This window comes from Streptomyces nidicola, from assembly GCF_050106155.1.
Taxonomy (GTDB): Bacteria; Actinomycetota; Actinomycetes; order Streptomycetales; family Streptomycetaceae; genus Streptomyces.
On sequence record NZ_JBNBPI010000001.1, the window covers coordinates 738,842 to 757,228 of the forward strand.

The following is an 18,387-nucleotide window of genomic DNA, read 5'->3' on the forward strand; positions in this document are numbered from 1 at the left end:
AGTTGCGTTCGCCTCATCCGGGAGACTGACGCGACCGACGTTCGTCATCTTGAATTGGCCGAGCTCACTCTCGGCGCGATGTTCACGCTGTCACATGACTCTGCGTTCCCCTGTCCTTGGAGATCTCGTACCGCGACCCCGGCCTGCTGATTTTCGACATCTCGATCTACTGGTCCACCTGGGCCGAGGAAGGCCCAGGGCACGCTGACGTCACCAGCGGAATCCATCACCTCCTGGAGAGCGGCTGGCAGCGTCAGTAGTTCACTAGGGAGGGCGAGAGTGAGCGTCGATAAAATCGGGCTCTGGCGCGGGATTCAAGTAAGCAGAGAGAAGGCCGACTTCTCAGTGATGGACATCTATCGGGACTCCGACCGATCCATCAAAGTCAAGCTCAGTATCTCCGTTGATGGCGAGGAGCAGTACCCCGCCCTCGGTGTCGGCGAAACATTCCCCGTGGGCGACGAGACATGGCAGCTCGCCGAGCTGACCGGTTGGCCGAGCGAGGACGACTGGCTCGTCGTCCTGCACCGCGTCACGAACGCCCCCGCATGACGGAGCCCCCGAGCCTTGCTCTCGCACACAGATGCCTGTTTCAGGCATCCAAGGCTTAGCTCCCGCAGTAGGCTGCCGGCCATGCGCGTCGCCAAAGAAGACACATACGAAGAAGAAGACGCCCTGGTGCATTACGAGGGTGAACCCTTCACAGGCGAGGTCGCACGGCATAACCAAGAAGGTCAATTGATCGAACTAGCCACATATGTCGGCGGGATAACCTGTGGCCCATACCAACTGTGGTGGTCCAAAGGAGCCTTGAAGGCAGAGGGCAGGCTCAGGCAAGGATTGCACGTCGGCGAGTGGCACAGATGGCACCGAAACGGCCAACTGGCCGAACACGCCTTGTACGGTAGAAACGGCGTCGAAGTCTACAGCCGAATCTTGGACGCGGAGGGCAACCTGACGTACGAGTACGGAACCTTGCCACAGGACCCCAGCCAAACAGCCGACATCAATCCCGAAGAGTGATCGTTCCGATCGGACCAACCGAATCCCTTGCGCCGGGGCTGGACTTCATTCCTGAAGCCGGGACGGACCCGGTGGCAGGGACGACGCATCGGCCCCACTCCCCTCCCCCACCCTCTCCCCCGATACCGTGACACCGTCCGGGAGACCTCGGGAGACACGGTGACGAGGAGTGGCATGAGTGGGGCGACGGGGGACATTTCCGTGGGGGCGGAAGGGGTGCCGGGGCGTGTCGGTGCGTGGTGGCGGGCCGGGGGGCGGGGTGGCAGTGCCGCCTATGTCGTCGCTCCGGTCGGGGCCGATACCGGCGGCGTCATGCGGCGGGTGCACGAGGACGTTCCGGGGAGTGTGCTCGTCGATGCCGCGGGGCTCAGCGCCGAGCAGGTGGTGCGGGGGGTCTTGAAGGCGCTGGGAGTTGAGGCGGATTCCGGTAAGCGAGGCGCCCTACGGACGGCACTCGGGGCCTTGCGTGAAGAGCGGTTGGTGGTGCTGGTCAACACCCGGCGCGCCGGGGTCACACGGCGGTCGTACGAGCCCGAGCGGCTGATCACGTGGGCGCTTCCGTGGTTGACGCGGGGCAAGGTGGCCGTGGTGACCGATACCGATCCTGAGTTTCTGCCGCGCGGAATGTCGGACGACTGCGTCTTTCGGCTGCCCGTCGGTGACGTCGCCATCGCCGACGCACCCGCCGCCCTGCGTGCCCTCGCGCTCGCCGAGCCGCGCATCGTGCCCTTCCCCGTGTGGGCGGAGCTCATTGCCGGACTCAGTGGTGACTGCCAGATCGAGCTTGACGAATTCGCGCAGGAGTATGCGGACGTCCTGGCGATCGGCCCGTTGGGGGTTTCGTTCGTCGATGAGAACGTGGCCGAGGAGTTGCGGCGACGTACCGATCCCGACGAACTCGCCCGCACCAATCGGCACTTGGTCGACTGGCTGCTGCAACGCGCCGCCACCGACTTCCGCCACCCCGAAGGCTGGGCCAGGTCCAATGCCATCGGGCTCTACGCTGCCGCCGGGCTCGCCATGCACGCCGTGCAGGCGGGGACGTACGACGAACTCCTGCGGGACGGGCGGGCCGTGGCCCACCTTCCGCAGACCGCCCTCATGGACTCGGCGCGCAGCCGCAGCCTCGTCGTCTTTGGCAACACCCCGGCTGCCGACGCAATTCACTTGTGGGGGTGGGGAGTTGTGCCGCGCGGTCAGGGCGAGTGGGCTTCCTGGCTGCATCTGATGGCCTCGTCCCGCGGTGACAATGAGTTCGCGTCGACCGTCGCCGCCTCCGGTCTCGCGCTTCCCTGGCGTACGAAGTGGGCGCACTGGCGGCAGCCGGGCGGGTACCACGTACGGTTCCTCGAAGCGGGCAGGTTCGTGCGGCTTACGGAAGTGCGGTGGCAGGGGCGGCCCGCCGTCGCCGCGCTGCAGCAGCGTACGGTCGACGGGGAGCCCGAACCGTACGTGACCGTAAGGGACTTGGAGAGCGGCGAGCTCGTCGCGGGGCCCTGGAATCGGGACGAGGCGCTGCTGGAGCATCGCTCGGAACTGGCCATGCCCGACGGGTCGGCGACCACGCACCCCGCCCGGCTCAGTGAGCTGTTCGCCGACGCGGCCCCGCCCCGGGACAAGGACGCGTTCGTGTTGCCCTGCGCGCCGCTCGCCGTGGGCGGTGTCGTCGTATTCGGGGGTGATCTGGGGCTGGTGGCCATCCGGGCCCAGGGCGCGGGCCTCGCCGACACCTTCGGCTCCCGGCACGCCCCCCTCACCGGGTCCTACGCCGACGCGAGCCCCAGCAGCCCCGTTGATGCCGCTCCCCCGAGCCACACCGACCTCGTCGCCCTGTTCGGCGCGGAGGACGTCATGGAGGCCGAACCCGAGGAACTGCCCGACGAGTTGACCCATCAACCGACCCGGGAACTTCTCCTCGAGTTCGGGCTGCCGGACCTGCACGAGGGCGCCATGGCTCTCCTGCCGTACGGGGACGGGGACGTCGACCTCCTCGACGAGGTGGAGTGGCCGGAGGATGTCGAAGCCGTGGCCGAGCAGGGGCCGTTCTTCCAGATCGGGAGGTGGATGGGCGGTGAGCTCGTCGTCGACGGGCCCACCGGGCGCATCCTGCGCGTTCCGAGCGGGCCCGACGAGGAGTATCTGGCCGGGCTTCCCGCCGCGCGCGGGCTGGAGGAGTTCCTCACCATGGTCGCGCTGTTCGTCACCGGGCTGCGGACGCGGAGCCTGCTGCCCCCGCTCAGTCCCGAGCGCGAGGAGATCCCCTACTGGGTGCTGGGTGCGCTGAGCGACGTCGACGAGGCCGGCAGTGAGCAGCCGGTCTGGTCGTACGTGCTCCACAACTCATGAACTCATAACGCCCAGGCGGCAGTTGGTCAGATCAGGCCGTGCCACATCTGCTCGATGATCACCGACCACCAGTTCCTCGGGTCGTCGAGCGCCGTCGCGTCGATGGCGACGAGCTCTTCCTGGAGGTCGGCGACGGCCGTGCCCGCCATCACCGGGTCGAGGCCGACCATTTCCTCGCGCGTGGTGTGCAGCAGGGCGAGGGAGCGGGCGAAGGCGGACACGGAGGCGTTGACGCGGCGACCCGCGCCGGTCTCCGGGCTGACGGCCCAGACCTGGCCGACCGGCTCACCGTCGAGCTCGGACTCCGTGCACTGGACGGCGATCACCGCGTACCGGTCGCTGCCGATCCTGACGAGCCCCTCAAGGAACGCGAGGGCATCGGCGCCCGCCCTTGAGCGGCCCACACGAAGCTCCATGGCGACATTGTTGAACCGGCCGTCCGAATGCCACGCCTCCGGGGTGTCGGCCGTGAAGAAGAACGGCACGTCGGCCGGAAGGCCGGCCCACGTCAGCGTGGACTTCGCGGCCTCCGGCAGCGGCGTGCGCGCCACGTCATCGGCGTCGTAGCGCAGGACGTCCTCGGCGCCGAAGGCCTCCGTCAGTTCGCGGCCGAGCGCGACGTCGCGGATCGGATCCGCCGGCTCGACGTCGGTCGGCACCGGCGCCCGGTTCGGCCGGGGCGGCGGCTCCTGCCCGGCGATCCGGTGCATCTCCTCGACGTGCTGGACCAGGGCGTCGATCGCCGCGGCGCGGTCCTCGCGCCGGGGACCGTACTGGTGCGTGTGCGAGAAGCGGGCGTTGGTGAAGTGGCGGGGGAAGACCACGCCCGGGTAGCCGCCGGGAAGCGTGCTCGGGCTGAGGTCGGTGTGGACCGCGACGACGTCCTGTGCGGGGATCCCACGGCCGAGCAGCTCCGCGGCGGCTACCCACTCGGAGTGCGGATCGCCCGGTTCCGAGTTCTTGACGAGGCTCGTCTTCTCGCGGGTCTCGGGGTCGAGGTAGGTGAAGACCGTGGTGTTGCCGGGGCCTGTGACCCACTGCTCGGCGGGCGCCTGCGCTGCTGCGTCACCGTGCTTCTGCTGATACATCCGTGCGACCTCGTCCACCGGCACGGACGGCCACGTGCTCAGTTCGCCGGTGCGGCGGTCGACGACTCCGCAGGCGTGGCCGATCGTGGCCGGCGGCCTGCGCTTGCCCGTGACCGGGTCGCGCTCGAGCGGCGGGGCCGCGGCCCACACCACCCAGCCAAGGTCGAACTCCTGGATCCGCACCTCGCGGCGCGCCCGCCCTTCGGGGTTGAGCCACCCCTCGGCGGTCGCGAGCGCCTGCTCCTGGCTGATCACGGGAACTCCTTCGGGTCTTCGGTGGGCGGGGCGGCCAGTAGGTGGGTGGGGCGCTTGAGGCCGTGGCGCCCTTGAGGCTATCGGGCCGGGCCTCTCGGTTGTCAGGCGGCCGGGAACGTATCCGTCTGCTCCGGGCGGATCTGCAACGCCTTCACACCACTCTCCGTGGCAACGAGGAGGATGCCGTCGGGCGAGAGGTCGGTTCCCGTGAGGGGCGCGGCGGAGACCAGTGCCGTCACGATCCGCTCGCCGTCGTTGCGCGCCCCGCGACGCCAGACACGTACGTAGTCGGCGCGGATGAGCTCGAGGTCCTACTCAAGGGAAAGGAGCGTATTCCCGTACACGCAGCGACGGGTGGCGGCTTCAAGGTCAGGATTCCCGGCGCGATGATGATCTTCGAGGCTGGCAACGGTGCAAAGAAGGCAGACGGCACGTACGAACTGCGCGACATCCTCCACCGTGCGCCGTACGTCAAGGTGCAGCAGGGCAAGAAGGCCTACCGCGTGCCGCTGGCCGGCAACCCGGCGCTGGACGAGTAGGGAGATCACCGTGAAGGAATGGGCGGACGACGAGTACTGCCTCTACATCAACGGCACCGAGACCGCCGATCTCTGGGCCATCCTCTCCGACTGGACGAAGAGCGAGGACGAGGAGGAGTGGAAGAAGCACATTCCGCGCTTCTCACGCCTGATCGCCTGCTGGCAGCCGCTCGGGTTCATCAAGGTGTTCCGCTCGGACGAGTGGCCGGCCGAACTGTCCGGTGAAGAGGTCACCGGACAGGCCCTGGCCGACCTCCTGGCCGACCCGGCCAGCTGAGAGTGCCAGGAGAAACCGACCCGCTGGATCTGTGTCTCCCCCGGCGACCGCGACATCCACGAGCTGGAGGAAGGCATGTGCGACGAGAAGCGATAGGCATCGCCTACTGAAACCACTGCGCCCCGGCCAACCCGTAATGGTCGGGGCGCGACAGGAATGACGAACGTCACGGGTACTTGGTATCCGATGCCACCGCGCGGAATCCCGGTGACGTCACAGAACAGGAGTCGCTGACTGCGGCGAGGGCGTTCGTCAGCGACTGTCGCGCCAGCTGATCTTCGCGGCCTGGCGCGCATCACCGGCCAGGCCGCCTCCGCCGTTTGTACCTAACGGCGGTTGCCTATCCCCTATAAACCTCCAGCAACCGCAACCACACCTCACTGATCGTCGGGTACGCCGGTACCGCGTGCCACAGGCGGTCGATCGGGACCTCGCCGGCGATGGCGATCGTGGCCGAGTGGATGAGTTCGCCGACTGCCGGGCCGACGAAGGTGACGCCCAGGAGGATCTCGCGGTCGAGGTCGACGATCATGCGGGCGCGGCCCGTGTAGCCGTCGGCGTAGAGGCCGGAGCCGGCGACGTTCGCCATGTCGTAGTCGATCGCGCGGACGCGGCGGCCCGCTGCCTCCGCCTCGGCGAGGGTGAGGCCCGCGCTCGCGGCCTCGGGGTCGGTGAAGACGACCTGCGGGACCGCGTCGTGGTCGGCCGTCGCGGCGTGGGCGCCCCAGCGGTCGGTCTCCAGGATCGGGACGCCGAAGGCGCGGGCGGTGATCGCGGCGCCGGCGATGCGGGCCTGGTATTTGCCCTGGTGGGTGAGGAGCGCGCGGTGGTTGGCGTCGCCGACCGCGTAGAGCCACGTGCTGTTCGTGACGCGGAGGGAGTTGTCGACGTCCAGCCAGGAGCCGGGTTCCAGGCCCACCGTTTCCAGGCCGATGTCGTCCGTGCGCGGCGCGCGGCCCGTCGCGAAGAGGATCTCGTCGGCTTCGAGGGTCGTGCCGTCGTCGAGGGTGGCCGTGACGGTGCCGGAAGCCGCCCGTTCGACCGACTTCACCGACACACCCGTGCGCAGGTCCGCGCCCGCCTCGCGCAGCGCGTCCGCGACCAGCTCGCCGGCGAAGGGTTCCATGCGGTCCAGCAGGCCGCCCCCGCGGACCAGGACCGTGACCTGGGAGCCGAGTGCCTGCCAGGCCGTGGCCATTTCCGTCGCGACCACGCCGCCGCCGACCACGATGAGGCGGCCCGGCACCCGGTCCGCGCTCGTGGCCTCCCGGCTGGTCCACGGCTTGACCGCGTCGAGGCCCGGGAGTGGGGGCAGGGCGGCGCGGGTTCCCGTGCAGACGGCGACCGCGTGGCGTGCCGTGAGGGTCGTCACCGTGCCGTCGTCCGCGGTGACCGTGACCCGGCGCGGTCCGTCGAGGCGGCCGTGGCCGCGGTACAGGTCGACGCCGATGGACTCCAGCCAGCCGACCTGGCCGTCGTCCTTCCAGTGAGAGGTGTAGTCGTCGCGGTGCGCGAGCACCGCAGGGGCGTCGAGCGGTCCCTGCACCGCCTGGCGCAGGCCGGGCACCCGGCGGGCGTCGGCGCGGGCGATCACCGGGCGGAGCAGCGCCTTGCTGGGCATGCACGCCCAGTACGAGCACTCACCCCCGACGAGCTCGCTCTCCACGATGGCGGCGCTCAGTCCCCCGGCTCGCGCGCGGTCCGCGACGTTCTCGCCGACGGGTCCGGCTCCGAGCACTACGACGTCGTACGTGATGGCTTCGGTCATACCCGCCAGTGTCTCAGTGTGGTCGGATGTGTGCGTGCCGAGCACATGGGTACGAGCGCGGAATACGTCCGACATCCGGACCGTTGTGCACAGCGGCTTTGCCCCCGACGGCTTCGCCCCGAACCCCGGAAGCAGGAAGAGGGAAAACACCATGAGCAGCACCACCACGGAGCTGACCAAGGAGAACTTCGATCAGACGGTTACGGAGAACGAGTTCGTACTGATCGACTTCTGGGCTGACTGGTGCGGGCCTTGCAAGCAGTTCGCCCCGGTCTACGAGGAGGCCGCTGAGGCCAATCCGGACCTGGTGTTCGGCAAGGTCGACACCGAGGCGCAGCCGGAGCTTGCCGCCGCCTTCGGGATCCAGTCGATCCCGACGCTGATGATCGTGCGTGACCAGGTTGCCGTGTTCGCGCAGCCGGGGGCGCTGCCGAAGGAGGCCCTCGAGGACGTCATCGGCCAGGCCCGCAAGCTGGACATGGACGAGGTCCGTGCGTCGGTCGCCGAGCAGCAGGCGAAGGCCGAGCAGGAGGGCCAGGGGCAGGGTCAGGGCCAGGAGGGCTGAGACTCCCCCCTTCTCCCCTCAGTCACTCGAGTGGCCCCGAGGCGGTCGCCCTTTTGGGCGGCCGCCTCGCGGCGTGTCCGCCCCCGTCCGTATGTACGGGGAGGGCGTCAGGCCGACTCGCGTGCCACCAGCGTCACCGCCAACGCCTCGCGCGGTTCCGGCTCCGCGTCCTCATCCGGGGCCCTGACCAGGCGGTCCACCAGTTCGGCGAGCTCCCGGCCCGAGGGCAGGTCGAGGCGCACCGTGCTCAGGCGGGGGCGCAGCAGCCGGCCCAGCATCAGGTCGTCGGCGCCCATCACGGCGACGTCGCCGGGGATGTCGACGCCCGCGTCCTGCAGCGCGCGCATCAGCAGCATGGCGTACTCGTCGTTGTACGCGAAGACCGCCCCGAGGCCCAACTCACGTACCTGCCCGGCGACTTGGGCCGCATCCTGCTCGTCGTACGCGAGGGGTAGCGGCACCGTCTCGGCGCCCGCCTCGCGCACACCCTCCAGGCGCGGCACCGCGAACGTGTCGAGGCCCGCCTCCTTCGGCATGACGACGCCGATCCGCCGGCGGCCACCGTCCAGGAGGTGTGCGGCGGCCACGCGGCCGACCTTCCGGTGGTCCGTGAGCAGGGCGTGCGCGCCCTCGACCGGCTCCGGGCCGAGCGTGATGACGGCGCGGGCCCCGGAGCGGCGGAGCACGGCGATGCCGTCGGGGCCCATGCCGACCGGGCCCAGCACGGCGACGGGGCGCAGCTCGGCCCAGGCGCGCGCGGCGTCGTCGCCGCTGAGGCCCACGCTGCCGTACTGCACGACGGTGTAGTCGAGGCGGCTCAGCGCCCACTGGAGTTCGTTGAGGAAGGCGCTGTACAGGGGCCCGATCGGGACGTCGGGGGTCGGTACGAGGACGATCCGGGTGTGTCCCGCGCGCAGGCTGCGGGCGGCGGCGTGCGGGACATAGCCGAGTTCCTTGGCGGCCGCGTGGACGCGCCGCCTGGTCGGCTCGCTGATGCGGACCGCGCTCGTGTTGTTGAGGACGTAGCTGACGGTGGCGCGCGAGACCCCGGCGAGGCGTGCGACATCGGCGCTCGTGGGCAGCGCGCCGGGCGCCGCCTTGTGGGGCACGGACGGCTGGGCGGACTGCTGCTTCGGTATCTGCACCATGACGTACGGCATCCTTGCAGACGCCGCCGAGCGGCTGCGGCTACCCCCTGCCCCCGGCCCCTGGATCAGCCCCGCGCCAGGGTCCTCCACAGCTTCGGGTCCTCGAAGTTCAGCGCCCACAGGACCGTGTTCCGTACGCCGTACTTCCGCAGGACCGGGAGGTGTGCGGCGGTGCCGGCGGCGTCCTGGTACCAGACGGTGCGGCGGGTCGCCTTCTTGCCCTTGCCCTCCTTGTACGTGAAGTGGGGGGTGCGGGACTCCGGGTCGAGGGCGTAGCGCGCGCCGACCTTGCGGCGCAGCGCCTCGGCCGACTTCGACGTGACGTGCCGGGCGCGGTGCTTTCCGCCGCCGTGGGGGCCACCGACCTTCCAGTTCCAGCCGTACGCGGGCAGGCCCATCTCCAGTTTGGCGCGCGGGACTTGGGTGGTGGCGCGGGACAGGATCTCGTCGTACCACTGGGGCGAGGCCAGCGGTCCCGGCCTGCCCTCCGCGGAGTGCAGGTTGTACGCCATGATCCGCACCCGGTCGGCGGCGGCACCCAGCTTCTTGTAGTCCCAAATACGGCCCGTCGAACGGGTCTTGGGCATCACGGTCAGGAAGCACTTCTTGCCGGAGGCATGCAGGCGCGCGCAGAGTTGGGTGGCGAATGCGGTGTAACCGGCGCGCACCGAACGGTACTTGTCGTCGGGAGCGGTGGCGATCGACTCGTAGTCGATGTCGAGCCCGTCGTAGGCGCGGCTGCGGACGACGTCGAGGAGCGCGTCGATGTGGCGGGTGCGGGACTGCTCGTTGTTCAGGACCTTGGCCAGGGCGCCCGACTTCATCGTCTCCATGACCGTGGGGACGACCTGGATGCCGCGGGCGTGCAGTCCGTTGATGATGCGGCGCTCGCCCGCGCCCGTATGGCCGGCGACGCGGGCGGCGGATTTCGTCTCGTACCAGAAGGGGCTGATGGTGCGGATCTGCGCTGCGTGGTCGAGGGCGTTCTGGTAGGCGGCCTCCTGGTCCCAGTACGGGAGCCAGGCGGAGACGGTGCGCGGGGGCGCGGCTTCGGATGCGGCGGGGCCCGCGGGCGCCGCGGCGGTGAGGGCGAGGGTCCCGGCGAGGACGCCGAGGACGGTGGTGTGACGTCGTTTCATGGGGCGAGCCTGCGGCCCATCCGGCGTACCCGCCGCAGGGATTGGGCCGGTCGGCGTCTAACGTGACCCCCGTGACTGCCTACACGGATGACCATGCGTACGAACACCCCGGCCGCAGCGGCGCGACGGCCACGGTGGAGGCCGAGCCGACACGGGTCGGCGCGGTGCGCACCGAGTACGCGCCCGCGCACGACGGCGACCCGGATCCCGGCGAGATCGTGTGGACCTGGGTTCCGTACGAGGAGAACGACGGGCGCGGCAAGGACCGCCCGGTGCTCGTGGTCGCCCGGGAGGCGGCCGGCACCCTGCTGGCGGTGCAGCTGTCCAGCAAGCGGCACGACGGCGACCGCGAGTGGGTGGCGCTCGGCTCGGGCCCCTGGGACAGGGACGGCCGGGACTCGTGGGTGGACCTGGACCGCGTGCTGCGCGTGCACGAGAAGGGGATGCGCCGCGAGGCCTGCGCCCTGGACCGCGGCCGGTTCAACACGGTGGTGCTGCGGCTGCGGGAGCGTTACGGCTGGCGCTGATCCGGCGGGCCGGAGGCGGCATGACCTGAGGTGACCTTGCCGAGGTCGCCCCGGCCGAAGGCGCGTTCGAACGCGGAGCGGGTCGCCGCGCCCTTCGTCCGGTCGAGGACCGCGAACACGACCTGCTCGAAGCGGTCCGCGAAACGCCCTTCGAGCGCGGCGCGGAAGGCCTCCGCCACCTGCCCCGGATCATTGCGGAACACCCCGCAGCCCCAGGCCCCGAGGACGAGCCGCCGATACCCCTCGGCCGCGGCGACCTCCAGCACACGCTCGGCGCGCGCGGCCAGGGCCGCGGGTATCTCGCGCACCCGCTCCGGGGTGCGCTGCGCGATCACTCCCGCGTTCGGCGCGGGTGACGTCAGGAAGCCGGCCTCGAACGGCGCGTCGAGCAGTCGGCCCTGGTCGTCACGGAACACCGGGACGGCCGGTGCGTGAATGACCCGGTCGGTGTAGAAGGCGTCACGGTGCTCGCGGTGGTGGGCGTAGAACTCGGGCGCCTCGATCAGGCAGGTGTACAGCGCGGAGCAGCGGCAGAGCGCCTCTTCCTGGGCCTGCGCCCCGTTGAGGTAGCCGCCTCCGGGATTGCGCGCCGAGGCGAAGTTCAGGACGGCCACGGGCTGCGGCCGCTCGCCCACCATGCGGCGTGCCGCTTCCAGGCTGCTCTCGCCCGTGACCTCGACGCGCGTCCGGCCCACGGGTGGCTCCGGCGATATCGGTGGCACGGGCACCGGGTCGGGCCCGTACATCCTGGTGCCCGCCCGCGCCCTCGCCACCGCGGCGCCGATCGTCACCACGCGGCCCCCGTCGTCCGCGTACTCCCCCGAGTCGACGATCTTCTCCGTGCTCCGCGCGAGCTCGCGCAGTCGTGCGCTCACGCCGCGCCCCCCGCCGTCTCCCCCGTCGTGTTCATGAATCCATCGTGTACGCACAGTGACTGCTCGGGCAACAGGTTTTCGCCGTCCCCGGAGAAGATCCGGGGACGACCCGGAGAAGTCCCGGGGATGTCCAGAGGCACTCTTGTGCGAGCCGCCCGAACCGTCTTGGGTGGAGGGTCTGCGTCGCCCGGAAAGGGCCCGGACCACGGGCCGAATCGACGGCATGGCCCCCACCAGGGACCATGGAGAACGTGCGAACCAGGAGGAATCCCCCCATGAGCGAGGGAGACTGTACGGCGTTCGGTGAGTTGATCACCGAAGCCGAGGCGGAGGCCCTGGTACGGGGCATCTGCTTCAAGACCGGACCACCGCGCAAGGTCGGGGTCGAGCTGGAATGGATCGTGCACGAGCCGCGCCCCCTGCTGAAGCCGTGGCTCCCCTTACCACCCGAACGACTCGACGCGGCGTACGTCGCACTGCGCGCCCTGCCTCTGAGCTCGGCGCTCACCGTGGAACCCGGCGGGCAGCTGGAACTCAGTTCGCTCCCCGCCGACTCCCTCACCGAATGCGTCTCGGCCATGCGGGCCGACCTGACCGCCGTCCGCGCCATGCTCCGCGGCCACGGACTCACCCTGTCGGGACACGGCACCGACCCGTGGCTCCCGCCGCGGCGCGTTCTCCATCAGCCCCGCTACGACGCCCTGGAGGCGTCACTCGACCGTGCCGGGCCCGCCGGGCGCTCCATGATGTGCTCGTCCGCGTCCGTGCAGGTGTGTCTGGACGCGGGGCACGAGGAGCCGGGCCCGCAGGGGCTCGGCAGGCGCTGGCGGCTCGCGCATCTGCTGGGCGCGGTCCTGGTGGCCGCGTTCGCCAACTCGCCGATGCTGTCCGGGCGCCCGACCGGCTGGCGCTCCACGCGGCAGTTGCTGTGGGAGCGGATCGACGTGGGCCGTTCCGGCGGCGTACCCCTCGACTTCGATCCGCGCGAGGCGTGGGCACGGCACGTGCTCGACGCGCCCGTGATGTGCGTGCGCGCCGAGGACGGGCCGTGGCAGGTGCCGGACGGGCTGACCTTCCGCGAGTGGGCGCGCACGGGTGAGCCGCGGCCGACCGCCCACTCGGATCTCGACTACCACCTGACCACCCTCTTCCCGCCCGTGCGCCCGCGCGGGCACCTCGAACTGCGCATGATCGACGCGCAGCCGGGAGACGACGGGTGGCTGGTGCCGCTCGCCGTCACCACCGCCCTGTTCGACGACCCGGAGGCCGCCGAGACCGCGTACCGCGCGGTCAAGCCGCTCGCCGAGCGGGCGGGCCCGCAGCCCGCTCCGCACAATCCGCTGTGGCGCGACGCGGCCCGGCTCGGCCTCACCGATCCCGAGCTGCGCGAGGCCGCCACGGCCTGCTTCACGACGGCGCTGGAAGCCCTGCCGAGGATCGGCGCGGGCCCGGATCTGCGGCAGGCGGTCGCGGACTTCACGCGCCGCTATGTCGTCCGCGGCCGCTGCCCCGCCGACGACGTGCTCGACCAGCTCACGCGACAACCCGCTCAGGGGAGGACCGTCCGATCATGACCGCTGAGGAGAATGTCACCACGGACCCGGAGGCGCTCCGTGGCCGCGCCGCGGACGCCCTCGAGGCCGCCCGGCGCCGCACGACACTGCTGACGAGCTGTGTCGACGAGGGCGAACTCACCGCCCAGCACTCGCCGTTGATGTCACCGCTCGTCTGGGATCTCGCGCACATCGGGAACCAGGAGGAGCAGTGGCTGCTGCGCGCGGTCGCGGGCCAGGAGGCGATCCGCCCCGAGATCGACCCGCTGTACGACGCCTTCGAGCACCCGCGCTCGGAGCGCCAGAGCCTGCCGCTGCTCGCGCCGCACGAGGCGCGGGGCTACGCGGCGGACGTCCGCGGGCGCGCCTTCGACGTGCTGGAGAAGGCCTCGTTCGAGCCGGAGGGGACGCGGAGTCTCACCCGCTCGGGCTTCGCCTTCGGGATGATCGCCCAGCACGAGCAGCAGCACGACGAGACGATGCTGATCACGCATCAGCTGAGGAAGGGCGGCGCGGCGCTCACCGCGCCCGATCCGGAGCCCCGGGGGCGTCCTTACGACGGTCCCGCCGAAGTCCTCGTCCCAGGCGGCCCGTTCACGATGGGCACGACGGCCGAGCCGTGGGCCCTGGACAACGAGCGTCCCGCGCACACCCGCCTGGTGCCGCCGTTCCACATCGACACGACGCCGGTGACGAACGCCGCGTACATGGAGTTCGTCGAGGCGGGCGGCTACCGGGAGGAGCGCTGGTGGGCGCCGGCCGGGTGGGCGATGGTGCGCGAGCACGACTTCGAGGCGCCGTTGTTCTGGCGCCGCGAGGGCGGGCAGTGGCTGCGCAGGCGGTTCGGGGTGACCGAGCCCGTCCCGCCGGACGAGCCGGTGCTGCACGTGAGCTGGTACGAGGCCGACGCCTACGCGCGGTGGGCGGGGCGCCGCCTGCCGAGCGAGGAGGAGTGGGAGAAGGCGGCCCGTCACGACCCGGCCTCGGGCCGTTCGATGCGCTACCCCTGGGGCGACACGGAGCCGACGCCGGACCGCGCGAACCTGGGCCAGCGCCATCTGCGGCCCGCCCCGGCCGGCAGCTATGAACTCGGCGAATCCCCGCTCGGCGTACGGCAGTTGATGGGCGACGTATGGGAGTGGACGTCGAGCGACTTCCTGCCCTATCCGGGATTCGTGGCGTATCCGTACCGCGAGTATTCGGAGGTGTTCTTCGGGGGCGACTACAAGGTGCTGCGCGGCGGTTCGTTCGCCGTGGACGCGGTGGCGTGCCGGGGCACGTTCCGCAACTGGGACCATCCGATCCGCCGGCAGATCTTCTCCGGCTTCCGCACGGCACGCGACGCCGAGCCGCGGGAGCGTGCCTGATGTGCCGTCACCTGGCCTATCTGGGGCCGCCGGTACCGCTCGGCGAGGTCGTCGACCGGCCGCGGCACAGCCTGTTCAAGCAGTCCTGGGCTCCGCGCAGGCAGCGCCACGGCACGGTCAACGCCGATGGTTTCGGGGTGGGTTGGTACGCGGACGGCGACCCGGTGCCCGCCCGCTACCGCCGCGCGGGTCCCATCTGGGGCGACGCGGCCTACCAGGACCTGGCCCGCGTCGTCCGCTCCGGGGCGCTGCTCGCGGCGGTGCGTGACGCGACGCTCGCCGGGGCGGACGGGGAGGCGGCAGCGGCCCCGTACGCCACCGGGCCCTGGCTGTTCAGCCACAACGGGGCGGTGCCGGGCTGGCCGCAGTCCCTGACCTCCCTGGCGCCCACCCTGCCGCCGACGGACCTGCTCTCCATGGAGGCCCGCTGCGACGCGGCGTTCCTGTGGGCGCTCGTCCTGCACCGGCTGCGGGCGGGCGATGAGGAGGCCCAGGCGCTCGCCGACACCACCCTGGAGATCGCCGAGGCGGCGCCCACCGCCCGCCTCAACTTCCTGCTCACCAACGGCGAGACGATCACCGCCACGGCCTGGGGCGACACCCTTTGGTACCGCACCGAGCCGGGCCGCTCCGTCGTCGTCGCCTCCGAGCCCTACGACGACGATCCGCACTGGATCGAGGTCCCCGACCGCACGCTGCTCGCGGCGAGCCGCACCGACGTCCTGTTGACCCCGCTCAAGGAGCCCTCCGCGTGAGCCCGTTCCGCATGACCCGCACCCTGCCCGAGGACGCGACCGACGCAGCCCTTCGGGCCGACGTCCAGCACGGCCTGACCAGCTCCCCCAAGACACTGCCGCCCAAGTGGTTCTACGACGCGCGTGGCAGCGAACTCTTCGACGAGATCACGCAGTTGCCCGAGTACTACCCGACCCGCGCCGAGCGCGAGATCCTGATCGCGCGCGCCCACGAGATCGCCGCGGCGACCGGTGCGCGCACGCTCGTCGAGCTGGGCTCCGGCTCGTCCGACAAGACGCGTCACCTCCTGGACGCGCTCACCGACCTCACGACGTACGTGCCCGTGGACGTGAGTGAGAGCGCGCTGCGCGGCGCGGCGGACACGCTCCTCGCCGAGCGGCCCGCGCTCGACATCCATGCCATGGTCGCCGACTTCACGGCCTCGTTGGAGCTGCCGGAGACACCCGGGCCGCGCCTGGTCGCGTTCCTCGGCGGCACGATCGGCAATCTGCTGCCGGACGAGCGGTCGGCCTTCCTGGCGGCGGTGCGCGGCCTGCTCTCCCCCGGCGACTTCTTCCTCCTCGGCACGGACCTGGTGAAGGACGAGGCGACACTCGTGGCTGCGTACGACGACGCGGCGGGCGTCACGGCCGCGTTCAACAAGAACGTGCTGTCCGTGATGGACCGCGAGCTCGGCGCCGACTTCCGTCCCGAGGCGTTCGAGCACGTCGCCCTGTGGAACGCCGAGTGCGAGTGGATCGAGATGCGGCTGCGCTCCACCACCGCGCAGACCGTGAAGATCCCGGCCCTCGATCTGGAGGTCGACTTCGCGGCGGGCGAGGAGGTGCGCACGGAGGTCTCGGCGAAGTTCCGCCAGGAGGGCGTGAAGGCGGAACTGCACGACGTAGGCCTTGAGTTGGGGCACTGGTGGACGGACACGGAGGGAAGGTTCGCGCTGTCGTTGAGCAGGGCGTCGGACGGCCGTTCCTGACAGTTCGACGACCTAGTTCGACTCGTCGAGCCGGTCGGTGATCTCGCGGGAGGCACGCTCCGCCTCCGCCCGCGGGTCGCCGCCGGCGAGGACCTTGGACATGTACGTCTTGATGGGGTTGTCGCCGGCCTCCACGTTCGGCCACAGCGGCGAGCGGGGCGTCGCCTTGCCGTGGGCGGCGCCGACGGCCATCGCGGCCACGCCCGGCTCGCCCGCGACCGCGCCTGCGAGGGTGGTCTTGTTCGGCACGTAGTTCATGGTGCGGGCCAGGTCGGTGTTCCACTTCTCGCCGGCCAGCGCCTTCACGACCTCGACGGCGCCGTTCCTGTCGTCGGTGTTCGCCGGCACGATCAGGTCGGAGCCGCCGGTGAACACCGTCCCCGGCCTGTTCGGCGTCTTGCCGGGGATCGGGAAGTAGCCCAGCTTGTCCTTCAGTTCCGGGTTCTTCTGGAGGATGCGCTGGGTGGCGCCCGGCACGGAGATGATCTGCGCGATGTCACCGCGGGCGAACTGCTCGGCCTGCGGCGGGTGTTCCTCGTCGGCGTCCTTGGGGCCGCCGCCGAGCGCCTGGAGTTGCCGGTAGAAGGCCATGCCGCGCAGCGCGGCGGGGGTGGCCAGGGTGCCGGACCAGACGCCCGAGGACTCCTTGGCGAGGTGGCCGCCCTCGTCCCAGATGAACCCGGAGAGCGTGTACCAGTCCTGTCCCGCGAGGTAGATGCCCTGGGTGCCGCCGGAGTTCAACTCCCGCGTCATGTCCAGCCATTGGGCGCGCGTGGCGGGCGGTTTGTCGATGCCGGCCTGCCGGAAGAGGTCCTTGTTGTAGATGACGACACGGTTGGCCGCGTACCACGGGATGCCGTACTGCCGGGAGGTGTCGACGCCGGGCTCGGCGAGGCCGGGCAGCCAGTCGTGCATGCCGAGGTCGCGCGCGGACTCCAGGGAGAGGTCGAGCAGGCCGTCCCCCTCGACGTACTGCGGGACCTGGGTGTTGCCGACCTCGATGACGTCGGGTGCGCCGGGCTCCTCACCGCGGCCCGCGTCGAGCACCTTGGTGACCTTGGCGCCGATCCCGGTCCAGTCCTGGATGCGGATGTCGAGGGTGATGCCGTCGTGCCGGGACTCGAAGTCCGCCGTGAAGCGTTTGACGAAGTCCTCCGACGCACTGCCCCGCATCAGCCACACGGTGACCGTCTTCCCCTCCTCCCCCGTGCCCGGCAGGGCTCCGCATCCGGTGATCAGCGCGGCGGTGGCGAGGAGGGAGGTGAAAGTCAGGGCGGGGCGGCGGGAGTTCACGTCGGTCACTTTCTGCCTGCGGACAGGGAAGGTCGGCCCGACGTGGGGGATGAGCGCACGGCTCGTACGGGTGTTCAGGGAGTTTGGTATAGACCAACGGAGGGGTCAAGAGGTGCGGCATACGGATGGCGGGCCACGCCCCGCTGGGGCACGGTGGAACCATGTCGAACCACACGTATCGCGTCACCGAGATCGTCGGCACCTCTCACGAAGGCGTGGACGAGGCGGTCCGCAATGGGATCGCGCGCGCCTCACAGACCGTGCGCAACCTCGACTGGTTCGAGGTCACGCAGGTCAGGGGCCAGATCGTCGAAGGCCAGGTCGAGCACTGGCAGGTCGGCCTGAAGGTCGGCTTCCGCCTGGAGGACGACGACGCCTGAGCCCGCCCCGGCTCAGGTCCGCCCCTCGCTCTCCTGCGCGTCCTTCAGCGCCGCCGACGTGCTCGCCCAGCGGGCCCGTACGACGGTGAACCCGGCGCGCTCCGCCTCGTCGCAGACCAGCTCGTCGTCGTCCACGAGCGCCCGGACCTCGCGGCCGCGCGCGATGCGGCGCAGGACGTCCAGCTTGGTGCGCCGCGCCGGCCTGCGGTCGTCATTGCGCCGCATGTGGACCGGCCCCTCGGGCAGCCCCTGCGCCGCGAGCCAGGCCGCAGTGGCGGCTCGGCACCGCTCCGGGCGCCCGGTCAGATAGACGACGTCGCACTCCTTCGCGGACGACAGGACGAGCGCGATCCCCTCGGCGAGCGGCGGATCCTGCGGCGCGGCGGCGAAGAACGCGTCCCAGTCCCGCGGCCTGCGCTCCAGGAACCGCTGGCGGTGCGCGGTGTCCGCGAGGGTGCCGTCGAGGTCGAACACGGCGAGAGGGCGTCTGTCACTGGGCATGTCCCTCAGCTTATGCG

General features: G+C 70.9%; 21 protein-coding genes. 13 read left to right on the plus strand and 8 right to left on the minus strand.

From position 1 onward, the window contains the following. The first annotated feature begins 116 nt into the window (after positions 1-116). The 4 genes from ACOKM3_RS03505 to ACOKM3_RS03520 all read left to right on the plus strand — a co-directional run bounded on the left by ACOKM3_RS03505 (position 117) and on the right by ACOKM3_RS03520 (position 3,369). Positions 117-260 (plus strand): hypothetical protein, encoded by a 144-nt coding sequence (locus ACOKM3_RS03505; RefSeq protein ID WP_327665322.1) that lies wholly within the window; start codon positions 117-119, stop codon positions 258-260. Positions 261-279: 19 nt separating this feature from the next. Then, the gene (locus ACOKM3_RS03510) at positions 280-552 is read left to right on the plus strand and encodes a DUF6406 domain-containing protein (RefSeq protein ID WP_426896760.1); all 273 of its coding nucleotides are present in this window, start codon (positions 280-282) and stop codon (positions 550-552) included. Positions 553-633: 81 nt separating this feature from the next. Next, positions 634-1,023, plus strand: coding sequence for a toxin-antitoxin system YwqK family antitoxin (locus tag ACOKM3_RS03515; protein ID WP_426896762.1), 390 nt, complete (start codon positions 634-636; stop codon positions 1,021-1,023). A 174-nt stretch (positions 1,024-1,197) separates the two neighbouring features. Further along, positions 1,198-3,369, plus strand: a complete 2,172-nt coding sequence (locus tag ACOKM3_RS03520; protein ID WP_426896764.1) for an SUKH-4 family immunity protein — start codon at positions 1,198-1,200, stop codon at positions 3,367-3,369. A gap of 26 nt (positions 3,370-3,395) precedes the next feature. Here the strand turns inward: ACOKM3_RS03520 and ACOKM3_RS03525 are convergent, their stop codons facing one another. Both ACOKM3_RS03525 and ACOKM3_RS03530 read right to left on the minus strand, forming a co-directional pair. Next, entirely contained in the window at positions 3,396-4,712 is a 1,317-nt protein-coding gene (locus ACOKM3_RS03525; RefSeq protein ID WP_426896766.1) for an SUKH-4 family immunity protein, read from the minus strand. 101 nt (positions 4,713-4,813) lie between these two features. Further along, positions 4,814-4,951 carry a hypothetical protein gene (locus tag ACOKM3_RS03530; protein WP_426896768.1) on the minus strand — a complete coding sequence of 46 codons (138 nt, stop codon included), beginning with the start codon at positions 4,949-4,951 and terminating at the stop codon, positions 4,814-4,816. Between the two features lie 147 nt (positions 4,952-5,098). On the opposite strand from ACOKM3_RS03530, the gene ACOKM3_RS03535 reads away from it, so the two are divergent. Together ACOKM3_RS03535 and ACOKM3_RS03540 are read left to right on the plus strand one after the other, a co-directional pair. Continuing rightward, positions 5,099-5,251, plus strand: a complete 153-nt coding sequence (locus ACOKM3_RS03535) for a hypothetical protein (RefSeq protein ID WP_426896770.1) — start codon at positions 5,099-5,101, stop codon at positions 5,249-5,251. A gap of 10 nt (positions 5,252-5,261) precedes the next feature. Beyond that, positions 5,262-5,528: a hypothetical protein gene (locus tag ACOKM3_RS03540; protein WP_426896772.1), complete on the plus strand. Its 267-nt coding sequence runs from the start codon at positions 5,262-5,264 to the stop codon at positions 5,526-5,528. A 340-nt stretch (positions 5,529-5,868) separates the two neighbouring features. Here the strand turns inward: ACOKM3_RS03540 and ACOKM3_RS03545 are convergent, their stop codons facing one another. Further along, entirely contained in the window at positions 5,869-7,296 is a 1,428-nt protein-coding gene (locus ACOKM3_RS03545) for a dihydrolipoyl dehydrogenase family protein (RefSeq protein WP_426896773.1), read from the minus strand. Positions 7,297-7,447: 151 nt separating this feature from the next. Between ACOKM3_RS03545 and trxA the strand changes: the two genes are divergently transcribed. Beyond that, positions 7,448-7,861 (plus strand): thioredoxin, encoded by a 414-nt coding sequence (gene trxA, locus ACOKM3_RS03550; protein ID WP_266717420.1) that lies wholly within the window; start codon positions 7,448-7,450, stop codon positions 7,859-7,861. Between the two features lie 107 nt (positions 7,862-7,968). On the opposite strand, the gene ACOKM3_RS03555 is transcribed toward trxA, so the two are convergent. After that, positions 7,969-9,009: a LacI family DNA-binding transcriptional regulator gene (locus ACOKM3_RS03555; protein WP_426896775.1), complete on the minus strand. Its 1,041-nt coding sequence runs from the start codon at positions 9,007-9,009 to the stop codon at positions 7,969-7,971. A 65-nt stretch (positions 9,010-9,074) separates the two neighbouring features. Then, a complete protein-coding gene (locus ACOKM3_RS03560) occupies positions 9,075-10,148 on the minus strand; it encodes a glycosyl hydrolase family 18 protein (protein ID WP_426896777.1) in 1,074 nt (357 codons plus the stop codon). A 71-nt stretch (positions 10,149-10,219) separates the two neighbouring features. On the opposite strand from ACOKM3_RS03560, the gene ACOKM3_RS03565 reads away from it, so the two are divergent. Next, a complete protein-coding gene (locus ACOKM3_RS03565; protein ID WP_426896779.1) occupies positions 10,220-10,675 on the plus strand; it encodes a type II toxin-antitoxin system PemK/MazF family toxin in 456 nt (151 codons plus the stop codon). Here the strand turns inward: ACOKM3_RS03565 and ACOKM3_RS03570 are convergent. After that, on the minus strand, positions 10,660-11,550 hold the full coding sequence (locus tag ACOKM3_RS03570; RefSeq protein WP_426896781.1) for a TIGR02452 family protein: 891 nt from the start codon (positions 11,548-11,550) through the stop codon (positions 10,660-10,662). The genes ACOKM3_RS03565 and ACOKM3_RS03570 overlap by 16 nt on opposite strands. Positions 11,551-11,825: 275 nt before the next feature. On the opposite strand from ACOKM3_RS03570, the gene egtA reads away from it, so the two are divergent. The 4 genes from egtA to egtD are packed head-to-tail and all read left to right on the plus strand — an operon-like array spanning position 11,826 to position 16,196. After that, positions 11,826-13,124, plus strand: coding sequence for an ergothioneine biosynthesis glutamate--cysteine ligase EgtA (gene egtA / locus ACOKM3_RS03575; protein WP_426896783.1), 1,299 nt, complete (start codon positions 11,826-11,828; stop codon positions 13,122-13,124). Continuing rightward, positions 13,121-14,470, plus strand: a complete 1,350-nt coding sequence (gene egtB / locus ACOKM3_RS03580; protein ID WP_426896785.1) for an ergothioneine biosynthesis protein EgtB — start codon at positions 13,121-13,123, stop codon at positions 14,468-14,470. The genes egtA and egtB overlap by 4 nt, the downstream gene beginning before the upstream one ends. Further along, the gene (gene egtC / locus ACOKM3_RS03585) at positions 14,470-15,225 is read left to right on the plus strand and encodes an ergothioneine biosynthesis protein EgtC (protein WP_426896787.1); all 756 of its coding nucleotides are present in this window, start codon (positions 14,470-14,472) and stop codon (positions 15,223-15,225) included. The genes egtB and egtC overlap by 1 nt, the downstream gene beginning before the upstream one ends. Continuing rightward, on the plus strand, positions 15,222-16,196 hold the full coding sequence (gene egtD, locus ACOKM3_RS03590) for an L-histidine N(alpha)-methyltransferase (RefSeq protein ID WP_426896789.1): 975 nt from the start codon (positions 15,222-15,224) through the stop codon (positions 16,194-16,196). Before egtC ends, egtD begins: the two co-directional genes overlap by 4 nt. A 12-nt stretch (positions 16,197-16,208) precedes the next feature. Here egtD and ACOKM3_RS03595 read toward each other — a convergent pair whose 3' ends face one another. Then, a complete protein-coding gene (locus ACOKM3_RS03595) occupies positions 16,209-17,489 on the minus strand; it encodes an extracellular solute-binding protein (protein ID WP_426896791.1) in 1,281 nt (426 codons plus the stop codon). A 161-nt stretch (positions 17,490-17,650) separates the two neighbouring features. Between ACOKM3_RS03595 and ACOKM3_RS03600 the strand changes: the two genes are divergently transcribed. Further along, complete coding sequence (locus tag ACOKM3_RS03600; protein WP_327668697.1) at positions 17,651-17,869, plus strand: dodecin; 219 nt, start codon at positions 17,651-17,653, stop codon at positions 17,867-17,869. Between the two features lie 12 nt (positions 17,870-17,881). On the opposite strand, the gene ACOKM3_RS03605 is transcribed toward ACOKM3_RS03600, so the two are convergent. After that, positions 17,882-18,370 carry a phosphatase domain-containing protein gene (locus ACOKM3_RS03605; protein WP_426896793.1) on the minus strand — a complete coding sequence of 163 codons (489 nt, stop codon included), beginning with the start codon at positions 18,368-18,370 and terminating at the stop codon, positions 17,882-17,884. Positions 18,371-18,387 lie beyond the last annotated feature (17 nt).